We start from the raw sequence: 19,102 nt of genomic DNA, 5'->3' as shown, positions 1-19,102 counted from the left end.
ATTCACGGAGCTTGAAACCGGATGAGACGCGCCAAGATCGTCGCAACACTCGGGCCCGCCACGTCGTCGTATGAGATGGTTCGCGCCATCATCGACGCCGGTGTGGACGTCGCCCGCCTCAACCTGAGCCACGGAGATTACTCCGTGCACGATGCCAACTTCGCCAACGTGCGTAAGGCGGCAGAAGACGCCGGACGTCCGGTCGCCGCCCTCGTCGACCTGCAGGGCCCGAAGATCCGTCTCGGCAAGTTCGAGAACGGCCCCCACGACCTGCTCCCCGGCGACATCTTCAAGATCACCGTCGAAGACATCCTGGGCACCAAAGAGATCGTCGGCACCACGTTCAAGGGTCTGCCCCAGGACGTCCGGCCCGGAGACTTCCTGCTCATCGACGACGGCAAGGTCCGCGTCGAGGTCGTCGAGACCGACGGCACCGTCGTGACCACCAAGGTCGTCGTCGGCGGCCCGGTGTCGAACAACAAGGGCATCAACCTGCCCGGTGTCGCCGTGAACGTCCCCGCCCTGAGCGAGAAGGACGAGGCGGACCTCCGCTGGGGCCTCAACGCCGGCGCCGACCTCATCGCCCTCTCGTTCGTCCGGGATGCCAAGGACATCGAGCGCGTGCACGAGATCATGGCCGAAGAGGGACGCTACGTGCCCGTCATCGCCAAGATCGAGAAGCCGCAGGCGGTCGACAACCTCGAGGAGATCATCGACGCCTTCGACGGCATCATGGTCGCCCGTGGCGACCTCGGCGTCGAGCTGCCCCTCGAGGCCGTGCCGATCGTGCAGAAGCGCGCCGTCGAACTGGCGCGTCGCATGGCGAAGCCCGTCATCGTCGCGACGCAGATGCTCGAGTCGATGATCAACAGCCCGGTTCCCACCCGCGCCGAGACCAGCGACGTCGCCAACGCCGTCCTCGACGGCGCGGACGCGGTCATGCTCTCGGGCGAGACCAGCGTCGGCGACTACCCGGTCGTGGTCGTCGAGACCATGGCCCGCATCGTCGCGTCGACCGAGGAGCACGGCCTGGAGCGCATCGCGCCCCTGACCAACAAGCCCCGCACGCAGGGCGGCGCCATCACCCTCGCCGCGGTCGAGGTCGCCGACTTCGTCGAGGCCAAGTACCTCTGCGTCTTCACCGAGTCGGGCGACTCGGCGCGTCGCATGTCGCGCCTGCGCTCGACCATCCCGATGATCGCGTTCACGCCCGAGCCCGGCATCCGCCGCCGCCTGGCGCTGACCTGGGGCGTGCGCTCGACCCTCGTCGAGCACGTGTCGCACACCGACAAGATGTTCCTGCAGGTCGACGACTATCTCCTGACCCACAAGCTGGCCGAGGTGGGAGACAAGGTCGTCGTGATCTCCGGTTCCCCTCCCGGGATCGCGGGCTCGACGAACGACCTGCGCGTGCACCGCGTCGGCGACGCCGTGCACGGTGCAGCCCCGGTCTACAAAGAGGTCTGACCCTAGACGACGCGCGCCGGGTTCGCCCGGCGCGCGTCTTCGCGTCCCCACCCCGGCGTCACCCCCGGTAAGTTGGAGACGCAACACTTGCCGGTGTGGCGGAATGGCAGACGCGGGGCACTCAAAATGCTCTGTCGAAAGACGTGTGGGTTCGAGTCCCACCACCGGTACCCGAGACAGCTTCCGAGCGAGGGAGCTGCGATCCGGGGCTTCGGGCCCCTGCAGACTTAGGATGGTTCCGTGACTGATCAAGAAGCCGTTCCGGCCAACGCTCCGGCCGCCCCCCGCCGCGTCGTCGTCGCGGAAGACGAGTCGCTCATCCGCCTCGACATCGTCGAGATCCTCCGCGACAACGGCTTCGACGTCGTGGGCGAGGCCGGCGACGGCGAGACCGCCGTTCAGCTCGCCACCGAGCTGCGTCCCGATCTGGTGATCATGGACGTCAAGATGCCGCAGCTCGACGGCATCAGCGCGGCCGAGAAGCTCAGCAAGAACCACATCGCCCCCGTCGTGCTCCTCACCGCCTTCAGCCAGAAGGAGCTCGTCGAGCGCGCCAGCGAGGCCGGTGCCCTCGCGTACGTCGTGAAGCCTTTCACGCCGAACGACCTGCTCCCCGCGATCGAGATCGCGCTGGCCCGCTACGAGCAGATCATCACGCTCGAGGCCGAGGTCGCCGACATGGTCGAGCGGTTCGAGACGCGCAAGCTCGTCGACCGGGCGAAGGGCCTGCTCAACGAGAAGATGGGCCTGTCCGAGCCCGAGGCCTTCCGCTGGATCCAGAAGGCGTCGATGGACCGCCGACTCACCATGCAGGACGTCGCCAAGGCGATCATCGAGCAGCTGGCCCCCAAGAAGGCCTAGTCAGAATTCTCCGACGAATGGATGCCACTTCGGTGGCATCCATTTTTCGTGGGCGGGGGAGGGGCCGGGCAGTATGGACGGGTCCGGGCCCGTCGCCGACACCGCCCCTCGCGCGACCTCAGGGCAGTCGCGGTCAGCGCGCGGGGGCGTCCTTGATCATGTTGGTGATGCGGATTGTCGAGCAGCGGCGACCCTGTTCGTCGGACACGGCGATCTCGTGCACCGTCAGCGAGCGGCCGAGGTGGATCGGCGTGCAGACGCCGGTGACGAACCCCGAGGTGGCGGAGCGCGTGTGGGTGGCGTTGATGTCGATGCCGACGGCGAGCTTGCCCGACCCGGCATAGAGGTTGGCGGCCATCGAGCCGAGCGACTCGCCCAGGACGACGTAGGCGCCGCCGTGGAGCAGGCCGACCGGCTGGGTGTTGCCCTCGACCGGCATGGTCGCGACGCTGCGCTCGACCGAGAACTCGACCCACTCGATGCCCATCTTCTCGGCCAGGGCGCCCATTCCGCGCTCCTTCGCCCAGTCGAGGCCGGACGTCGTTTCGGGGGTCGTGGAGGTCATCATCGCCTTCGATCGGGCCGGGGCCGGGGGAGTGTCCGTGGTTCTCGTTACGCTGGAGGGGTGACGGATGCCGAAAAGCCTACTCTCCTCGTCGTCGACGGCCATTCGCTGGCGTACCGGGCGTTCTACGCCCTGCCGGTCGACAACTTCTCGACGAAGGACGGCCAGCACACCAACGGCATCTACGGGTTCCTGTCGATGTTCGTGAACCTCGTCAAGGCCGAGAAGCCCACCCATCTCGCGGTCGCGTTCGACACCTCCAGGCAGTCCTTCCGTACACGCGAGTACGCCGAGTACAAGGCGAACCGCAGTGAATCGCCGGCCGAGTTCAAGGGCCAGATACCGCTCCTGCAGGACTGCCTGCGCGCGATGGGCGTGCCGGTGCTCACGAAAGAGGATTTCGAGGCCGACGACATCCTGGCGACCCTCGCCACGCAGGGCGAAGAGCAGGGCTTCGAGGTTCTCGTCTGCTCGGGCGACCGCGACACGATCCAGCTCGTCACCGACGACGTCACGCTGCTCTATCCGAACGTGCAGGGCGTCTCGCAGCTCAAGCGCTACGACACCGCCGCGGTCATCGAGAAGTACGGCCTCCCGCCGGCGCAGTACCCCGAGATCGCGGCCCTGGTCGGCGAGACCAGCGACAACCTGCCGGGCGTGCCCAAGGTCGGCGAGAAAACCGCGGTCAAATGGCTGACGCAGTGGGGCTCGCTCGACGCCCTGCTCGAGAACGCCGACAAGATCACCGGCGTCGTGGGCGGCAACCTGCGCGAACACATCGACGGCGTGCGCCGCAATCGCAGCCTCAACCGCCTGCTGCGCGATGTCGAGCTGCCCGTCGGTCCGCACGACCTCAAGATGCACCCGCTCGACGCCCAGGCCGTACGCGACATCTTCGCGCGCCTCGAGTTCCGCACGCTCCTGCCTCGCGTCTTCGACGCCCTCGGGGGCGACGCCGGCGAGGTCGAGGAGCAGCGCCCCACCGCGACCGCCCCCACCCCCACGCGTCTCGACGCTGATGCCCTGGCGTCCTGGGCCGCCTCGGCCGAGGGGCCGGTCGGCGTGACCGTCACGCTCGAGGGCTCGCAACCCACCTCGATCGGTCTCGCCTCGGCCGATGCCGCGGTCGAGACCGAGTGGACGGATGCCGTGGGCGAGGCGCTCGCGTCGTGGCTGGCATCCGACGCTCCGAAGGTCTTCGCCGATGCCAAGCCCCAGATCAAGGCCCTCGCCCGGCGCGGTCTGGCCGTCGGCGGTCTCGCGTTCGACGTCGTGCTCGCCGGGTGGCTCGTACGCCCCAGCTTCCCCGACAAGACGCTCGGCGACCTCGTGGAGCGTGTGCTCGACGAGAAGCTCCCCGTCGCCGACCCCACCCAACTCGTCCCCGAGACCGAGGGCGCGACCCCCGGCCAGCTCTCGTGGTTCGCCCGCCGGGTGGCCGAGGCCCAGCGGGCCGAGCTCCCCGGTCGTGTCGCAGAAGTGCTCGACGACATCGAGTTGCCCACGCTCACGGCCCTGGCCAACATGGAGCTCGCCGGCGTGGCCGTCTCGCACGAGAAGCTGTCGAGCTTCTCGAACGAGCTCGCAGCGCGCGCCGACGCCCTCGCGCGCGACGCGTACGCGGCCATCGGCCACGAGGTGAACCTCGGCTCGCCGAAGCAGTTGCAAGAGGTGCTCTTCGACGAGCTGCAGCTCCCGAAGACCCGCAAGACCAAGAGCGGGTACACCACGGATGCCGCAGCCCTGGCCGACCTGCAAGAGAGCGCCGACCACCCCTTCCTCGACCTGCTGCTGCGCCACCGGGAAGCCACGAAGCTGAAGCAGATCATCGACGCCCTCGACACCGCGACCGGGGCCGATGGCCGCATCCACACCACGTACGTGCAGACCGGCAGCCAGACCGGACGCCTGTCGAGCACCGACCCGAACCTGCAGAACATCCCGATCCGCACCGAAGAGAGCCGCCGCATCCGCGCGGCCTTCGAGGTCGGCGAGGGCTACGAGACGCTGCTCACGGCCGACTACTCGCAGATCGAGATGCGCATCATGGCGCACCTCTCGGGCGACCCCGGGCTCATCGAGGCGTTCAACTCCGGTGAAGACCTGCACCGATTTGTCGGCGCACGTGTCTTCGGTGTGGAGCCGGCCGACGTCACCCCCGCCATGCGCACCAAGGTGAAGGCGATGTCGTACGGCCTCGTCTACGGTCTGTCGGCGTTCGGCCTGTCGAAGCAGCTGCGCATCGAGCAGTCCGAGGCCAAGAAGCTCATGCTCGAGTATTTCGCCCGATTCGGCGCGGTGCGCGACTACCTGCGCGGCTCGGTCGAGCAGGCCCGGCAAGACGGCTACACCGAGACGATCTTCGGGCGCCGTCGTCCGTTCCCCGACCTGACGAGCATGAACCGCGTCCTGCGCGAGAACGCCGAGCGCGCGGCACTGAACGCTCCCATCCAGGGCAGCGCGGCCGACATCATGAAGGTCGCCCTGTACCGCATCCGCGACGAGCTCGCGTCCGCAGGGCTGCGCTCGCGCGTGCTGCTGCAGATCCACGACGAGCTCGTCGTCGAGGTGGCGGCGGGGGAGTGGGATGCCGTGGAGCAGATCGTCCGCGCCCGTATGGCGGATGCCGCCGACCTCTCCGTGCCCCTCGACGTGCAGATCGGCCGTGGCGGCGACTGGGACGAAGCGGGACACTAGTCGCCCCTCGCCGCTGCGGTTGCTTCCCGACGGCGTCGTGACACGACCGGAGGAAGTCCCGGGAGGGGAGGACCGCCGTCGCCTCAGGGCTCCTCCGCTCCCGAAATGCCCTCCCGTCCGCGAACGACGGGCCCTGGGTCGCCTGCGGGCGTGCGCGCCGGTCGCTGCTTCCCTAGGCTCGGAGGATGACTGACGCACAACGCACCCCCACGCCGATCGACACGATCGCGGACGCGTGGGTCGACACACTGGCCGAGCGGGAGCCGACGCTCGCGACCTACATCGGGCGTTTCGAGCACAATGGACGCTTCGGTGACTACAGCCCCGAGGGCGCCGAGGGCCTGATCGCCGATGCTCGCGCCGCCAAGGCGGCCCTCGACGGCGCGGATGCGGTCGACGCGATCGACACCGTCACGAAGATGGACCTGGGCCGCGAACTCGACCTGATGATCGATCGGCACGAGGCAAAGACGCACCTACGCGACCTGAACGTCATCGCCTCTCCCGCGCAGGACATCCGATCGACCTTCGACCTCATGCCGACGGCGACCTCGGACGACTGGTCGACCATCTCCGCACGGCTGAAGGACCTTCCCCGCGCCATCGACGGCTACATCTCGACCCTTCGTCAGGGCATCAGCGAGGGCGTCGTGCCCGCTCGTCGACAGGTGACCGAGGTGATCACGCAGATCGGCCGCTACACCTCCGACACCGGGTTCTTCGCCGAGTTCGTGGGCGACGCCGCTCCCGAAGAGGGCCAGCTGCCGGCATCCCTCGCTCGAGACCTCTCGACGAATGCCAACGCCGCGCGCGTCGCATACGACGCGCTGGCGTCGTTCCTCTCGTCGGAACTGGCTCCCGCCGCGGGCGAGTCCGATGCGGTCGGGCGTGAGCTGTATGCGCTGCACTCCCGGCACTTCCTGGGCGCCGAGATCGACCTCGACGAGACGTACGAGTGGGGCGTCGAGGAGCTCTCCCGGATGGTCGCCGAGCAGGAGGCCATCGCGAACGAGATCCTGCCGGGTGCGAGCGTCGAAGAAGCGGTGGCGTTCCTTGAGAAGGACGAGTCCCGCAAGCTCCGCGGCACGAAGGCCCTGCAGGAGTGGATGCAGCGCACGAGCGACAAGGCCGTCGAGGAGCTGGCCCGCACGCACTTCGACATCGCGGAGCCCATCCGCACGCTCGAGTGCATGATCGCCCCGACCAACGAGGGCGGCATCTACTACACGGGCCCGACCGACGACTTCTCGCGACCGGGACGCATGTGGTGGTCGGTGCCCGAGGGCGTCGACACCTTCGACACCTGGCGCGAGCTGACGACCGTGTACCACGAGGGCGTTCCGGGTCACCACCTGCAGATCGCCCAGGCCGTCTACAACCGCGCGGAGCTCAACTCGTGGCGACGCCTCCTGGCCGGCACCAGCGGTCACGCCGAGGGGTGGGCGCTGTACGCCGAGCGCCTCATGGAACAGCTCGGCTATCTCGACGACCCCGCCGACCGCCTGGGCATGCTCGACGGCCAGCGAATGCGCGCCGCGCGCGTGGTGCTCGACATCGGCGTGCACCTGCAGAAGCCGCGTCTGGACGGCGCCGGCGTCTGGGACCACGACTACGCCCTCGCGTTCATGCTGAAGAACGTCAACATGAGCGAGGAGTTCGTCCGCTTCGAGGTGAACCGCTACCTCGGCTGGCCCGGACAGGCGCCGTCGTACAAGGTCGGTCAGCGCATCTGGGAGCAGGTGCGCGATGAGGAGCAGGAGCGCCGCGGCGCCGACTTCTCGATGAAGCAGTTCCACACGCGCGCGCTCGACATCGGCGGCGTCGGTCTCGACACGCTGCGCGCAGCCCTGGCATCCGCCTGATCTCCCCGAGGGGCGTCCGCTGAACGGGCGCCCCTCGGCGATGCGGGGAATACTCCGCCGTCGCGTAAAGTTCATTCATCCGAATGCAAGGAGACCCCATGGACGCCCGTTCCCTCGAGCTCGGCCTCGACACCTTCGGAGACATCTCGCGCGCCCCCGACGGGTCGCTGCTGTCCGACGCGCAGACCATCCGCAACGTCGTCGACCAGGCGGTCCTCGCCGACGAGGTCGGCCTGTCGTTCTTCGGCGTGGGCGAGCACCACCGCAAGGATTTCGCGGTCACCAGCCCCGAGATCGTCCTGGCCGCCGCCGCCGCGCGGACGAAGAACATCCATCTCGGCACCGCGGTGACCGTCCTCTCGAGCGACGACCCGGTGCGCGTGTACGAGCGTTTCGCCACCCTGGATGCCATCTCGAACGGCCGCGCCGAGGTCATCCTCGGGCGGGGCTCGTTCATCGAGTCCTTCCCCCTCTTCGGCTACGACCTCGCCGACTACGAGCAGCTGTTCGAAGAGAAGCTCGAGCTGTTCTCGCACCTGCTGACCGAGAAGCCCGTCACCTGGTCGGGTCGCACTCGCCCCGCGCTTCAGGATGCCGACGTGTATCCGAAGACCGAGACGGGGCTGACCGCGTGGGTCGGCGTCGGCGGCTCACCGGAGTCGGTCGTGCGCACCGCCCGCTACGGGTACGGTCTGGTGCTCGCGATCATTGGCGGCTCGGCGGCCCGATTCCGCCCCTACGCCGACCTGTACCGACGTTCGCTGGCCGAGCTCGGCAAGCCGCAGATGCCGATCTCGGTGCACTCTCCCGGCCACGTCGCCGAGACCGACGAGCAGGCGTGGGACGAGGCTTTCGAGGGCGTCGCCGAACTCAACAACACCATCGGCCGCGAGCGGGGCTGGCCCGAGTACAACCGCATGCGCTTCCAGCACGACGTCGGACCCGAGGGGTCGATGTACGTCGGGTCGCCCGAGACCGTCGCGCGCAAGATCGCCGCGACCGTCCGCGCGCTCGGCAACTCCCGCTTCCAGATGAAGATCGCGAGCGGGTCGATCTCGCACGACCGGCTCCTGTCGAGCATCGAGCTGTACGGCACGAAGGTGCGTCCCCTCGTCGAGGAGATGCTCGCCGAGACCCCGGCGTCGGTCGACGCTCCCGGCATCCGGTGACCACGACGACCGACACCATCCGGGTGTCCGAACGCCTCGACGCGCTGCCGTTCACCCGTCGTCACGGCCGGATCCTGGGCGGGTCGGGTCTGGGCTGGGCCCTGGATGCCATGGACGTGGGGCTCATCTCGTTCGTCATCGCGGCCCTCAGCGTGCAGTGGCAACTGGCGCCGACGCAGGCGTCGTGGATCGCGTCGGCGGGCTTCGCCGGCATGGCGATCGGCGCGAGCGTCGGCGGACTGTTGGCCGACCGGTTCGGTCGGCGTCACGTCTTCGCCCTGACTCTGCTGGTGTACGGCGTGGCCACCGGGGCGAGTGCGCTGGTGGGCGGTCTGGCAGCGCTCCTCGTGCTCCGCTTCGTCGTCGGTCTCGGCCTCGGGGCCGAACTTCCGGTGGCTTCGACCTACGTCAGCGAGTTCGCACCCGCCCGCATGCGGGGTCGGCTCATCGTCTTCCTCGAGGCGTTCTGGGCCGTCGGGTGGACCGCCGCCGCCCTCATCGGCTATCTCGTCGTGCCCTCGTCCGCCGATGGCTGGCGCTGGGCATTCGCGCTCGGCGCGATCCCTGCGGTGTACGCGCTCATCGTGCGGTGGGGCCTGCCCGAGTCGCCGCGCTGGCTGGCTTCTCGCGGACGCCATGCCGAGGCGATCGTCATCGTGCGGGATCTCGAGGCCGCGGCCGGTCGTATCGCTCTCGAGGCGTGGACCGAGGGAGTCCCGGCATCCGCTCCCGCCCCCCGTCCACGCGTGAGGGCCCTCTGGTCCCCGGCTCTGCGGGCGCGCACGGCGGCCCTGTGGGTGCTGTGGTTCTGCGTGAACTTCTCGTACTACGGGGCGTTCATCTGGATCCCGACCATCCTCGTCGCCCAGGGGTACGACCTCGTGCGTTCGTTCGGCTTCACCCTCGTCATCACGCTGGCGCAGCTGCCCGGCTACGCCGTCGCCGCCTGGCTCATCGAAGTCTGGGGGCGGCGCGCGACGCTGGCGGCCTTCCTCGCCGGTTCCGCGGTGGCCGCGGTGCTCTTCGGTACGGCAACCGGTGAAGTAGCGGTGATCGCCGCGGGTATGGCGCTGTCGTTCTTCAACCTCGGCGCGTGGGGAGCTCTGTACGCCGCGACGCCCGAGACGTACCCGACGCCGCTGCGAGCGACCGGATCCGGCTGGGCCGCGGGGGTCGGACGCGTCGCGTCGATCCTTGCCCCTCTCGCCGTGCCGCCTCTGCTCGGCGTCGGGGGAGCACCGCTGCTGTTCGTCGTGTTCGCTGCGTTCTTCGCCGTGGCCGTGGTCGCGGCGCTTTTCCTGCGCGAGCAGCGCGGGCGGGCACTGGCGTAACGCCTCCCGTGGCGCCTCAGGCGTCTGCGCCGGGATCCGTCGTTCGGGGCGGGAGAGTTTCGCCCCGAACGAGGGAATGCCTCCCGACCCCGCGATGTCGGTGCCCTCGGACCACTTCTGACAGCTGCGCGCGGGCCGCCCCGCGCCGCGAGCCGAACCCGGGACTCACCGCGACCGGCTCCCACCGCGCTCCGGCGTAGGCTCGAGCCATGGCATCCGTCCGCTACGTCGCGATCGGCGACTCGTTCACCGAAGGCGTCGGCGACGAATTGCCCGACGGAACCGTCCGGGGGTGGGCCGACCTGGCCGCGCAGGGATGGGCGGATGCCGCGGGCGAGCCGATCCAGTATGCGAATCTCGCGATCCGCGGCAAGCTGATCGAGCCGATCGTCGCGCAGCAGCTCGAGCCGGCGCTGGCCTTGAAGCCGACGCACCTGTCGTTCAACGGCGGCGGCAACGACATGCTGCGTCCGCGGACGGGCATCGACCGCATCGTCGACCTCTTCGACCACGTCGTGCGTCGCTGCGATGAAGAGGGGGTCAAGCTCATCGTTCTGTCGGGCGCCAACCCGACGGCGGGGCTTCCTCTCGGCAAGGTCATCGAGGCCCGCGGTGATCGCCTCTCGCTCGCCGTCGAGAAGCGCCTCGAAACCCGGCCCGACGTGATCACGGCCTACAACTGGTTCGACCGCGACCTCGCGCGGGGGCAATTCTGGTCGGTCGACCGTCTGCACATGAACTCCCGGGGCCACCACCGGGTCGCGGCCCGCGTGATCGAGTCGGTCGGCCTCACCCCGCCCGCGGAGTGGTGGAACCTCCGCGAGATCCCCGGAGCCCAGCGGCTGAAGGGCACCGCCTATTACCGCGAGCACGTCGCCCCGTGGGTGCGCCGGCGCCTCACCGGCACCTCGTCCGGCGATAACCGTCAGGCGAAGTTCGGCGGCGGGTGGGTGGAGCTCACGCCGCGCGACTGAGCGACGTCGTCCTCGGATCGCCGGGGTCTCGGCATCCGCTCATCTCTCCGCGCATGCCCTCGTCGAGATGTGCCCCCTGCGAGACTGTGCGCGGGGGGAACCTATGAAGAGAACCGCTTTTGCGTTCATCGTCGCTGTCGCGACCGTCGCCACCGCCACGAGCTGCGCGGCGCATACCGCAGGCGCATCGGGGCCGACGCCGACCGAGAGCATCACTGCGTCGTACGCGTGCCCCACGATGGAGGGCGTACAGCTGCCGCCGGAGTGCGCTCCCTACGATCCGGATGCGGCGATGGCGGCGAACGAGCGGTATCGCGACCGGATGAGCATCGACGACGACGCAGGCGCGGCCGCCGAGGATGTCTCGGCCCATATTGTCGCCGTGCTGCGGACGGCAGCCCAGGAGAAACAGTTGTCGGCCGAGGAGGTCGCCACGCTGCTCGACGAGGGGGGAGCACTGTCGCCGCAGGTGCGCGCCGAGGCGAACAGCGTGCTTTTCGCGGCGGCCGGGCCGAAGGGCGGCTGCCTGTTCGGTGAGGTGTCCGGCACCTCCGTCTCGGTCGAGATCGGCGGCTACATCCTCGACGGTGGGTGCCTGCCGGCGCAGTGAGCCGCTCGTGCGTCAGCCGCGGGGGAGGCGACAGGTCCTTCGCCGGCTGTGGCGGAGAAAGGGAAGCGTGTCGACGAGGGGGTATCCGCCGAGCTCGGCCGTCGCTCACCACCGGCCTGGAGTCCGCAGGACTCGTGCATTGGCGCGACGATTACGGGGAGATCGAAAGACGGACCGCCCGCGGGGACCGCTTCGACACGGTAGCTATCGCCGTCTACATCAACCCGATAGTCCCCGGCGGCGAAGGGGTGCTCGCCGCCGCGCCGAGAGCCCCTGTCCACCTCGGTGGCCAGCAGACCGTTCGTCCGCAGGACATTCACCGTCGTATGCTGCCACGGCGTGCTCTCGCGGACGACGTATCCCGTCGCACACCCGTTCGCGATGAGCGGCACCACCGAGCTCTCCGAGAACAGGGCCACCAGAATCCCCGCGGGGATGATCGCGCAGAAGGCGAGGAAGCGTAGCGGGAGAAAGAGCACCAACCACCACCGCGGTGCCGGTATCGCGCAGACGAGCACGAAGAAGGCGACGACGGACGCCATCCACGCTGCGACGACGATCTTGCCCGTATCCCATGACCCCACGAGCAACTCGGTCTCGCCGTCGCCCTGCCGGGAGAGAGCCCCCACGCCGGTGATGATCGCGATGGCTGACGCCAGCAGCGTGGCAGCGACGAGGATGACGAGCCCTCGCCACGGGCGGGCGGATTGCTGTCGAACCGGTGAGGCGGGGACGTCGGTCACCCGACCCACCCTGGCAGCATCCCCTGGGCAACCTCCGCACACCGCACGCATGGGATCCGAGGCGCATGATGAAACCATGACTCTCGCACTCGTCACCGGAACCACCAGCGGCATCGGCCTGCACACCGCCATCCAGCTCGCGCAGCAGGGGGTGGCGGTCATCGCCACGGTCCGCGACACCGCGCGTGCCGATGCCCTGCGTTCCGCGGCATCCGAGGCGGACGTCGAGCTCGACATCCGGGCGTTGGATGTGACGGATGCCGCGGCCTCACGCGCCCTGATCGACGCTGCCGGACCCGTGGACATCCTCGTCAACAACGCCGGACGCGGCGCCGTCGGCACGCTCGAGCAAGTGAGCGACGACCAGCTGCAGGAGCAGCTCGAGACCAACTACCTCTCCGTCGCGCGTCTCACCCGTCTCGTGCTTCCCGGGATGCGCGAGCGGGGCAGCGGCCGCATCGTCACCGTGACGAGCGTCGGGGGAGCGGTCGGACAACCGTTCTCGGACGCCTACTGCGCCGCGAAGTTCGCCGTCGAGGGGCTGATGCAGTCGCTCGCCCCCGTCGTCGCGCCGTTCGGGGTCGACGTCTCGATCGTCGAACCGGCTGCCGTCGCCTCGTCGTTCGTCGACTCGGTGCACCGCGCGGCCCCCGGCCCGTACGCGGAGTTGCAGCAGGCGTACCTCGATCGCGCGGCCACGTCATTCGCGTCGGCGCAGTCGGCGGCAGATGCCGCGAAGACCGTCGTCGAGGCCGCCACCACGTCGGCGCCGCGCTTCCGCTGGCAGACCTCGGACGCTGCGACCCAGTTCGTAGGTCTCTCGCTGGGCGACCTGGACGGTTCGCGCGTGCTGGGCGTGACGGCGGAGTGGGTGCGGCGCGACTGACGAAGCGCCCTTCTACCGGGCACCGCACCCCTCGACTCAGGGCGTGGCGTAGTCGGCCAAGCGCTGGTCCGCCATCCAGTCCTTGCCTTCCTCGCGGGCCGCGGAGCCCGAGAACTGCGAATCGGAGATGAGCAAGTACTTCTTCTGGTCGGCCCCGTCGTTCCAGGTCGGATCCACCGCGAGCCACTGACCGTCGACCTGCACCTTGTTCCACGCGTGTCCGCCACCGGAGAAGACGTTGCCCGTCACGACCACGGTCGGCACGCCCGCGGCGTCCATCAGGGCTTTGTACGCCGCGGCGTAACTCGCGCACACCCCCGTCGCGGAGTTCTCGTCGAGCAATACTCCGCTGGCATCCCACGCGTGCGGGAATCCCGACGGGAAGCCGACCCCTCCCTCGCCCGCTTCGAGAGCTGCTTTGTCGTAGACAGCCTTGTCGGCGAGCCATCCATTCAACGCTGCAGCCTTCTCGGCGGCGCCCATACCGGGCGTGGTCACCGATCCCACAGCCTGGTCGACCGACGCCTTGACGGCGGCCTGCAGACGCGCCGTCTGCTCGGCGTCGTTCGCGTACGAAACGTAGACGACATCATCGATCAGCGAGTATCCGCGGTAGCCGAGGACGTAGGGGTTCTGATACACGGCCTCTCCTATCGCGTCGTCGAGCGCCGGCATCCCGGGCCGCTCCTCCCATCCTGCGATGCTGATCGCCTCTTGGTGGTCGATGAGGTTCGCCGCGAGGTAGTCGGCGAAGCTGTTGGTCGCCGAAATCGGGTACGCCACCTCCGGGGCCTCGGTGGAGGGAGTGTACTGACCGAGGTCCGCCTGAATCGGCGCGGACACCATCGTGACCGTGGGCAGGCCCGTCGGCGGCAGTTCCGCAGCAACACGCTCCGTGAAGGCCGCCACCTGGGCCTGCGCCTGGCCGAGATCAGTGGTGTTCAGGTAGAGGGTTCGAGCGAGACCCGTGCCGATACCGCTCAGCTGCATGTAGATGTGGTCATCCTCGACCTTCAGGCTCTCGGGGATGATCCTCGCCGCCGTCTGCCGTGTCGCCCCGTCGAGAGACGTGAAGAAGAAGCGCGTGGGGATCTCTTCCAGCGAGTCGACTCGCTGCCCGTTCGGGAACTGCTGAGCGTTCGTGTAGGCGTCGACGGTGCGCGGCAACGCCGCCGCGACGCTCATGGCATCGGTTGTACGAGCCGCGGAGAATCGCGTCCCGTCGGTGGCGAGCACGCCGTACTCATACTGGCTGGCGTCGTTGTTCAGAGCATCCACGGCTCCGGTCTCGGTGTTGGCAGCGAGCGCGGCGGCGCTGGTCCGATACATCTCGAGCCCGTCGTTCTGTTCGAGCTCCGCCTCGACCTCCTCGCCGGAGAAGGGATTGACCACCGGAGGGGACCAGCCGGTGTCCTCGGTTGCGCCGATGACCTTCGTGTAGCGGTCGGCTCCCTCCCACCACGTCGTCACGATGACGTACTCGGTGGCCCCCGGGACGGCGTCCCACGACATCTGCAACGTGCCGTTGTCGTTCGTGGCGTAGTTCACCTGCGGAGCAGCGAGAGAGGTTTTCACGCGGAACGGATGGACGATGGGCTTTTCGAGGGGCTGTCCACTCTTGTCGAGCTTCTGCACCAGGTAGAAGGTGTCTTGGATTCCCCAGATGGAGGTGTTGTTGATCTCGAACTCGCGACGGGGTTGTTTCCCGAACACACCGAGGTTCGGGTCGTATTCATAGGTGCCGATCGACCGCGGGGAGATGTCGATGTCCGCGCCCGGATCAGGCTGATACGCCCGCAGCTCGCCGTGTCGTGTGAGCGCGGCATCCGTGAACACATCGAAAGCGAACGACGTGTCGCGCTCGTCGCCATTCGCCCGCGCGAGCGACTTGAGATCGTAATCGGCCGGGAAGGAGAATTCGTGGTCGATCTCGAGATTGTTCTGCATCGGAGCATAGGCGTAAGCCCAGCCGTCTTGCGTCGTGATCTGCGGCCCCCACACCTGCGGCGCACCCCACACGAAGAAGGCGGCCGCCGCGACGGCGACGGCGGTCGAGCCGCCGACGATGCCCAGCACCAGGCCCCGACGTCGTTTCTTCGCGCCCGGGGCGGGCGTCGCGCGGCCCCCGGTCGCATCGGAGACGTTCCCGTCAGCGGGCAGGTCACGAAAACCGCCGGCCGGTCCGGTCGCCGCGGCAGAAGGATCCAGGGGATGGACGTGCTCGGTCCAGGCTCCGGCGCGCCAATACCGAAGCTGCACCGCGGGGGAACCGGGGTCGGGGTACCAACCGTCGGGGGGCGTCGTACCGGCGTTGTTCATCGTGTCCCGTTTCTCGCGAACGTCCAGGCGTGACGAGGCTATCGGAACGTCCCGCGCACGTCGGAGACCTCGACGGCCGGGCACTGGTCCTCCCGGACGGAACGGCCGGGGGAGAGCGAGATGATCTCCGCTGACGGCCGGAAGGCGACCCCGACGGGCACGACCCCGCTCCACGGCGTGCGCGAAGTCGCCGTCGACGTCGACGAGAGGGACGCCTAGGACGCCGTCGCGGTGGGTTCCCACCCGCACACGGCATCCGTCAACTCCGCCACCGTCGACCGGCTGTCGAGATGGAGCACCGGCTTGCCGATCGCCGCGAGCCACCTGTCGTGCTCGACACGGTTACGGCCGTCGAAGGTGGGGTCGTCGTATCCCTCCGCCCACGTCTTGAAGACGCGCCACGCGTCGTCGTCGTGAGGCCGGCCCGCGCGACGGACGATCTCGCGCTCTTCCAGCCGGCGCAGGCGTTCCGCCGGGTTCAACGTGACGAAGACGATCGCGTCGCACTCGGCGACGACCGACTCACCCCACCCGAGCATCGACCCTGACAACACCCACGCGGGGCGGGACACGAACATCTCGCGCATCAACGCCACCCTCTGCGCCTCGTCCCTTTTGTGGAGGAACGGGGGAGTGGTCGGCATCCAGAAGTAGTCGTCCGCGTCGGCATGCGGCACCGCCCATCGTGCGGCCAGCGCGTGACCGAGGGTTGTCGTTCCGCTGCCGCTCGCACCCAGGATGTGCACGCGTGAAGGACGCATCTCGTCGATCTCCGTCAGGGCCGGGGGCTGTCGACGTGGCCGCCTTCGGCACGCAAGAAATGGCCGGTGTTCGCGGGGACCGGAAGGCTGCGGGGGGCGTCGTGCGGGGCGGCAATCACTCATCGAATTTTAATGAACACGCCGTGCGGATGGCGACGAGCCTGCCGTAGTGTTATCGATCGATAACAACACTTGCTGCCCTGAGGACTGCGATGACGCTCGACCCGACTCCCTTCCGCCATCACCCGATCGGCCGGGTAACGGCCGGACTCACCACCTGTGTGATCGCGACGGCCCTCCTCGCCGGGTGCGCGACCGCCGTGGACGACACCGGGGACAGCCTCGCCCCGGATCACACCGCGTCGACCGATGACACGGGCACCTCCGACGACGCAGCGACGGCCTCGACCAGACCCTTCCCGCACATCACGAGCTGCGAGCAGGTGACCGGCGTGATCCCGTCCTTCGTGAGCGGGATGACGCTTGTCGGCGAAAGCATCGCCGATGATGGGGTCCTCTGCCAGTGGTCGGCACCTGACGACGGACCCTTCGCCAGCGTGACCGCGAGCGCCGCTGACGACATCCCGACCCGCGATGCGCTGGCGATGCAGGGCAAGATGCTCCACCTCACCGCGACCCCCATTGACGACCCCCGCCTCGACGGCGTCGGTGGTCTCGGCATCCGGTGGACCACGGACGGCGCCGCCGACAGCCCGGGATACTCGAACGTGTACGTCCCCGGCGTGTCAATCGAGCTGCACGATGGTCGACACGATGATTCGGGCAGCGAATCCTACGCGCCTGCCGACGACACCACAGTGACCGTCGCGCTGGCCGTTCTCGGCCTCTGACACCGTTCGCCCACATCCAGCATCGAGCACAGCAACGCCGCAGGGCGTCTCAGCCGGCTTCGCTCACCTGCCGAAGCCCGTGGGCGCTTGCCTCCGGTGCAGCTTGCCCTATAGGACGAGACCGCTGTAGTCAGAACGCCAGGGCCCGTACTGATAATCGACGGAGTAGCTCAGCTGCCCATCCCAGACACAGGAGCCGTCCGAGGCTTTCCGTGTCATGTACGGACAGATCACGGGCGACCAGACGACCCCTGCGTCCGATTGCTTGCCCGAACTGGAGATCGTCCAGAAATACAGTCCGCTGGTGGATTGATCCGTCGTTCGAGCAACGCGTTGCGCACCACCGACGGAGAGTTCCGTAATGAAATGGCCATCGAGCACCAGGTTGTAGCGGAGTACGCCCTCGTCGTCGTCGATGTCGTACTGGAGCATGGCGCCGTTCGAGAGACGAACCAGGAGGCTGGGGATGAAGTAATAAGGGTTGGCAGTCGCCATTGCCGGCCCCGTAGCCACTTGGGTGGCCTTCACTCCACTCGGAAGGCGGGGCGGAGAAAGGAGCATCGGATCTGTTGGTTGGCTCCACCCGTCGACGTTTATGGCACCCCACGCCCATATGGCCCCGTTGGTGTCGAGAGCGACGGAAAACGTGCCGCCGGATGAGACCTGCTCGATGCGGCCGGCAGCCGAGGGCATGGCTACCCGGTAGGGCGTAAGCCGGTCTTGATACCTGTGATCACCCACTTGGCTATCGCTGCCGTCACCCCACGACCAGACACTGCCGTCCGTTCCCTCCGCGATGACATGTGCGCCCATCGATGACAGGTAGAGGACGCGCAAGTCCGGGATGACATGCGGCCGTGTCGTATTTTCGGTGCTGCCGTCGCCGAGTTGTCCGTTGCTGTTGATACCCCAGTCCCAAACCGCACCATTCTGATCGATCACGAACATCGTCTGGGTGTCTCCGAGTATCTGCCCAAGGGACGTGATGCGGACGCCGTCCGGGAACGTCACGAGCTGGGGGAGAACCTGATTGTCGGTGTTGCCGATACCGAGATTGCCGACGTTGTATCCCCACGTCCAGACCGTCCCGTCGTCCAGGAGCGCGGCAGACCACATGTTGCCGGCCGCTATCTGTATGGCAGTGCGCCCCGTCGGGAGAATCGTCTTCTGGGGGGTGTCGGTCGACGTCGTCGTTCCGTCACCGAAAGCACCCTTCCCGTTGTATCCCCACGCCCAGACGTATCCATTCTCATCGATCGCCAACGTGTGTTTCATCCCCGCCGAAACCCGTGAGTAGCGCAGGTGTCGCCCACTCGGATTCGGATCGGTGAAAGAGGTGTCCGACCCGGTGTAGAGGTCCTTCGCGGGGTAGGAGCCCACGTGACGGGTAACCCGGTAGGTGATTCCCGACGTGACGTTGTTCGCGGTCGCCCAGGTCTGTGACGTCGCGCTGTCCCACGAGAGCGTGTTGCCGGTGGACGCACTCCAGCTGTTGCGGAAGTTCTGGGGCGCGCCGAGCGTCGCCGACCCGAGAGAATTTCCTGACCTTGACTCGGAGTCGGTAAACCAGGCTCCCGTGTGCGAGGCGGGGGCGATGGCACCAGCCGCGGCCACAACGATCAGCGTCGCAGCGAGAAGCCTGCCCGTCGTGAAAAGACCGGATCGCCGGATGGTTGGTCGTCGCATGCACGCTCCTTGAGTCGTCCGCCGAGCGCAAGCCCGGCCTCGTGGGCACGTCAGCGTCGCCGCATCGTTCGTGAAACGGCGCGCCTGAAGCCCGGCCCGCGGTACATATCGGGTTGAATCGGGCCGGAGTGGACTATATCGGAAATTAGGGTATTGCGCGGCGGCGTTGCTCAACAGTCATCAGCGGAGGAGCACGCCAGCAGCACTGGCGCAGGAAGAGCAATGTCGCAGGGGTAGCCGAGCGCACCATGGAGCGACGACATCCGCGGCGCGTCCCCGTTGCCGCGGGAGACAATAAGGGCCGCGGGCGGCGAGCTCAG

At 68.2% G+C, this 19,102-nt stretch carries 15 protein-coding genes and 1 tRNA gene; 11 read left to right on the top strand and 5 right to left on the bottom strand.

What is annotated here, in order from left to right:
- The first annotated feature begins 21 nt into the window (after positions 1 to 21).
- The 3 genes from pyk to J2X55_RS13725 all read left to right on the top strand — a co-directional run bounded on the left by pyk (position 22) and on the right by J2X55_RS13725 (position 2,328).
- Positions 22 to 1,467: a pyruvate kinase gene (gene pyk, locus J2X55_RS13735; protein ID WP_115918619.1), complete on the top strand. Its 1,446-nt coding sequence runs from the start codon at positions 22 to 24 to the stop codon at positions 1,465 to 1,467.
- Between the two features lie 89 nt (positions 1,468 to 1,556).
- Positions 1,557 to 1,637 (top strand) — tRNA-Leu (locus J2X55_RS13730).
- 70 nt (positions 1,638 to 1,707) lie between these two features.
- On the top strand, positions 1,708 to 2,328 hold the full coding sequence (locus J2X55_RS13725) for an ANTAR domain-containing response regulator (RefSeq protein ID WP_115918621.1): 621 nt from the start codon (positions 1,708 to 1,710) through the stop codon (positions 2,326 to 2,328).
- A gap of 133 nt (positions 2,329 to 2,461) precedes the next feature.
- Here the strand turns inward: J2X55_RS13725 and J2X55_RS13720 are convergent, their stop codons facing one another.
- Positions 2,462 to 2,893 carry a hotdog fold thioesterase gene (locus tag J2X55_RS13720; protein ID WP_115918961.1) on the bottom strand — a complete coding sequence of 144 codons (432 nt, stop codon included), beginning with the start codon at positions 2,891 to 2,893 and terminating at the stop codon, positions 2,462 to 2,464.
- Positions 2,894 to 2,953: 60 nt separating this feature from the next.
- Here J2X55_RS13720 and polA point away from each other — a divergent pair, with 60 nt between their 5' ends.
- The 6 genes from polA to J2X55_RS13690 all read left to right on the top strand — a co-directional run bounded on the left by polA (position 2,954) and on the right by J2X55_RS13690 (position 11,536).
- A complete protein-coding gene (gene polA, locus J2X55_RS13715) occupies positions 2,954 to 5,590 on the top strand; it encodes a DNA polymerase I (RefSeq protein ID WP_309824073.1) in 2,637 nt (878 codons plus the stop codon).
- 185 nt (positions 5,591 to 5,775) lie between these two features.
- On the top strand, positions 5,776 to 7,452 hold the full coding sequence (locus J2X55_RS13710; protein ID WP_309824071.1) for a DUF885 domain-containing protein: 1,677 nt from the start codon (positions 5,776 to 5,778) through the stop codon (positions 7,450 to 7,452).
- Between the two features lie 98 nt (positions 7,453 to 7,550).
- Positions 7,551 to 8,621, top strand: a complete 1,071-nt coding sequence (locus J2X55_RS13705) for an LLM class flavin-dependent oxidoreductase (RefSeq protein ID WP_115918627.1) — start codon at positions 7,551 to 7,553, stop codon at positions 8,619 to 8,621.
- Complete coding sequence (locus J2X55_RS13700) at positions 8,618 to 9,952, top strand: MFS transporter (protein WP_309824069.1); 1,335 nt, start codon at positions 8,618 to 8,620, stop codon at positions 9,950 to 9,952. Before J2X55_RS13705 ends, J2X55_RS13700 begins: the two co-directional genes overlap by 4 nt.
- Positions 9,953 to 10,161: 209 nt before the next feature.
- Positions 10,162 to 10,926 carry an SGNH/GDSL hydrolase family protein gene (locus J2X55_RS13695; RefSeq protein ID WP_309824068.1) on the top strand — a complete coding sequence of 255 codons (765 nt, stop codon included), beginning with the start codon at positions 10,162 to 10,164 and terminating at the stop codon, positions 10,924 to 10,926.
- 103 nt (positions 10,927 to 11,029) lie between these two features.
- Positions 11,030 to 11,536 carry a hypothetical protein gene (locus J2X55_RS13690; protein WP_309824067.1) on the top strand — a complete coding sequence of 169 codons (507 nt, stop codon included), beginning with the start codon at positions 11,030 to 11,032 and terminating at the stop codon, positions 11,534 to 11,536.
- Here the strand turns inward: J2X55_RS13690 and J2X55_RS13685 are convergent.
- Positions 11,500 to 12,279, bottom strand: a complete 780-nt coding sequence (locus tag J2X55_RS13685) for a hypothetical protein (RefSeq protein ID WP_115918635.1) — start codon at positions 12,277 to 12,279, stop codon at positions 11,500 to 11,502. The two genes, J2X55_RS13690 and J2X55_RS13685, sit on opposite strands and share 37 nt — an antisense overlap.
- A 76-nt stretch (positions 12,280 to 12,355) precedes the next feature.
- Here J2X55_RS13685 and J2X55_RS13680 point away from each other — a divergent pair, with 76 nt between their 5' ends.
- Positions 12,356 to 13,165 carry an SDR family NAD(P)-dependent oxidoreductase gene (locus J2X55_RS13680; protein ID WP_309824064.1) on the top strand — a complete coding sequence of 270 codons (810 nt, stop codon included), beginning with the start codon at positions 12,356 to 12,358 and terminating at the stop codon, positions 13,163 to 13,165.
- Positions 13,166 to 13,201: 36 nt separating this feature from the next.
- Here J2X55_RS13680 and J2X55_RS13675 read toward each other — a convergent pair whose 3' ends face one another.
- Together J2X55_RS13675 and J2X55_RS13670 are read right to left on the bottom strand one after the other, a co-directional pair.
- The gene (locus tag J2X55_RS13675) at positions 13,202 to 15,484 is read right to left on the bottom strand and encodes a transglutaminase domain-containing protein (RefSeq protein ID WP_309824062.1); all 2,283 of its coding nucleotides are present in this window, start codon (positions 15,482 to 15,484) and stop codon (positions 13,202 to 13,204) included.
- A gap of 215 nt (positions 15,485 to 15,699) precedes the next feature.
- Positions 15,700 to 16,245 carry a hypothetical protein gene (locus tag J2X55_RS13670; protein WP_309824060.1) on the bottom strand — a complete coding sequence of 182 codons (546 nt, stop codon included), beginning with the start codon at positions 16,243 to 16,245 and terminating at the stop codon, positions 15,700 to 15,702.
- 212 nt (positions 16,246 to 16,457) lie between these two features.
- Here J2X55_RS13670 and J2X55_RS13665 point away from each other — a divergent pair, with 212 nt between their 5' ends.
- The gene (locus J2X55_RS13665; RefSeq protein ID WP_115918643.1) at positions 16,458 to 17,096 is read left to right on the top strand and encodes a hypothetical protein; all 639 of its coding nucleotides are present in this window, start codon (positions 16,458 to 16,460) and stop codon (positions 17,094 to 17,096) included.
- A 108-nt stretch (positions 17,097 to 17,204) separates the two neighbouring features.
- Here J2X55_RS13665 and J2X55_RS13660 read toward each other — a convergent pair whose 3' ends face one another.
- Positions 17,205 to 18,782, bottom strand: coding sequence for a hypothetical protein (locus J2X55_RS13660; protein WP_115918645.1), 1,578 nt, complete (start codon positions 18,780 to 18,782; stop codon positions 17,205 to 17,207).
- Positions 18,783 to 19,102 lie beyond the last annotated feature (320 nt).

This window comes from Microbacterium sp. 1154 (assembly GCF_031455375.1).
Taxonomy (GTDB): Bacteria; Actinomycetota; Actinomycetes; order Actinomycetales; family Microbacteriaceae; genus Microbacterium.
This window is presented reverse-complemented; position numbering and strand designations above follow the sequence as displayed.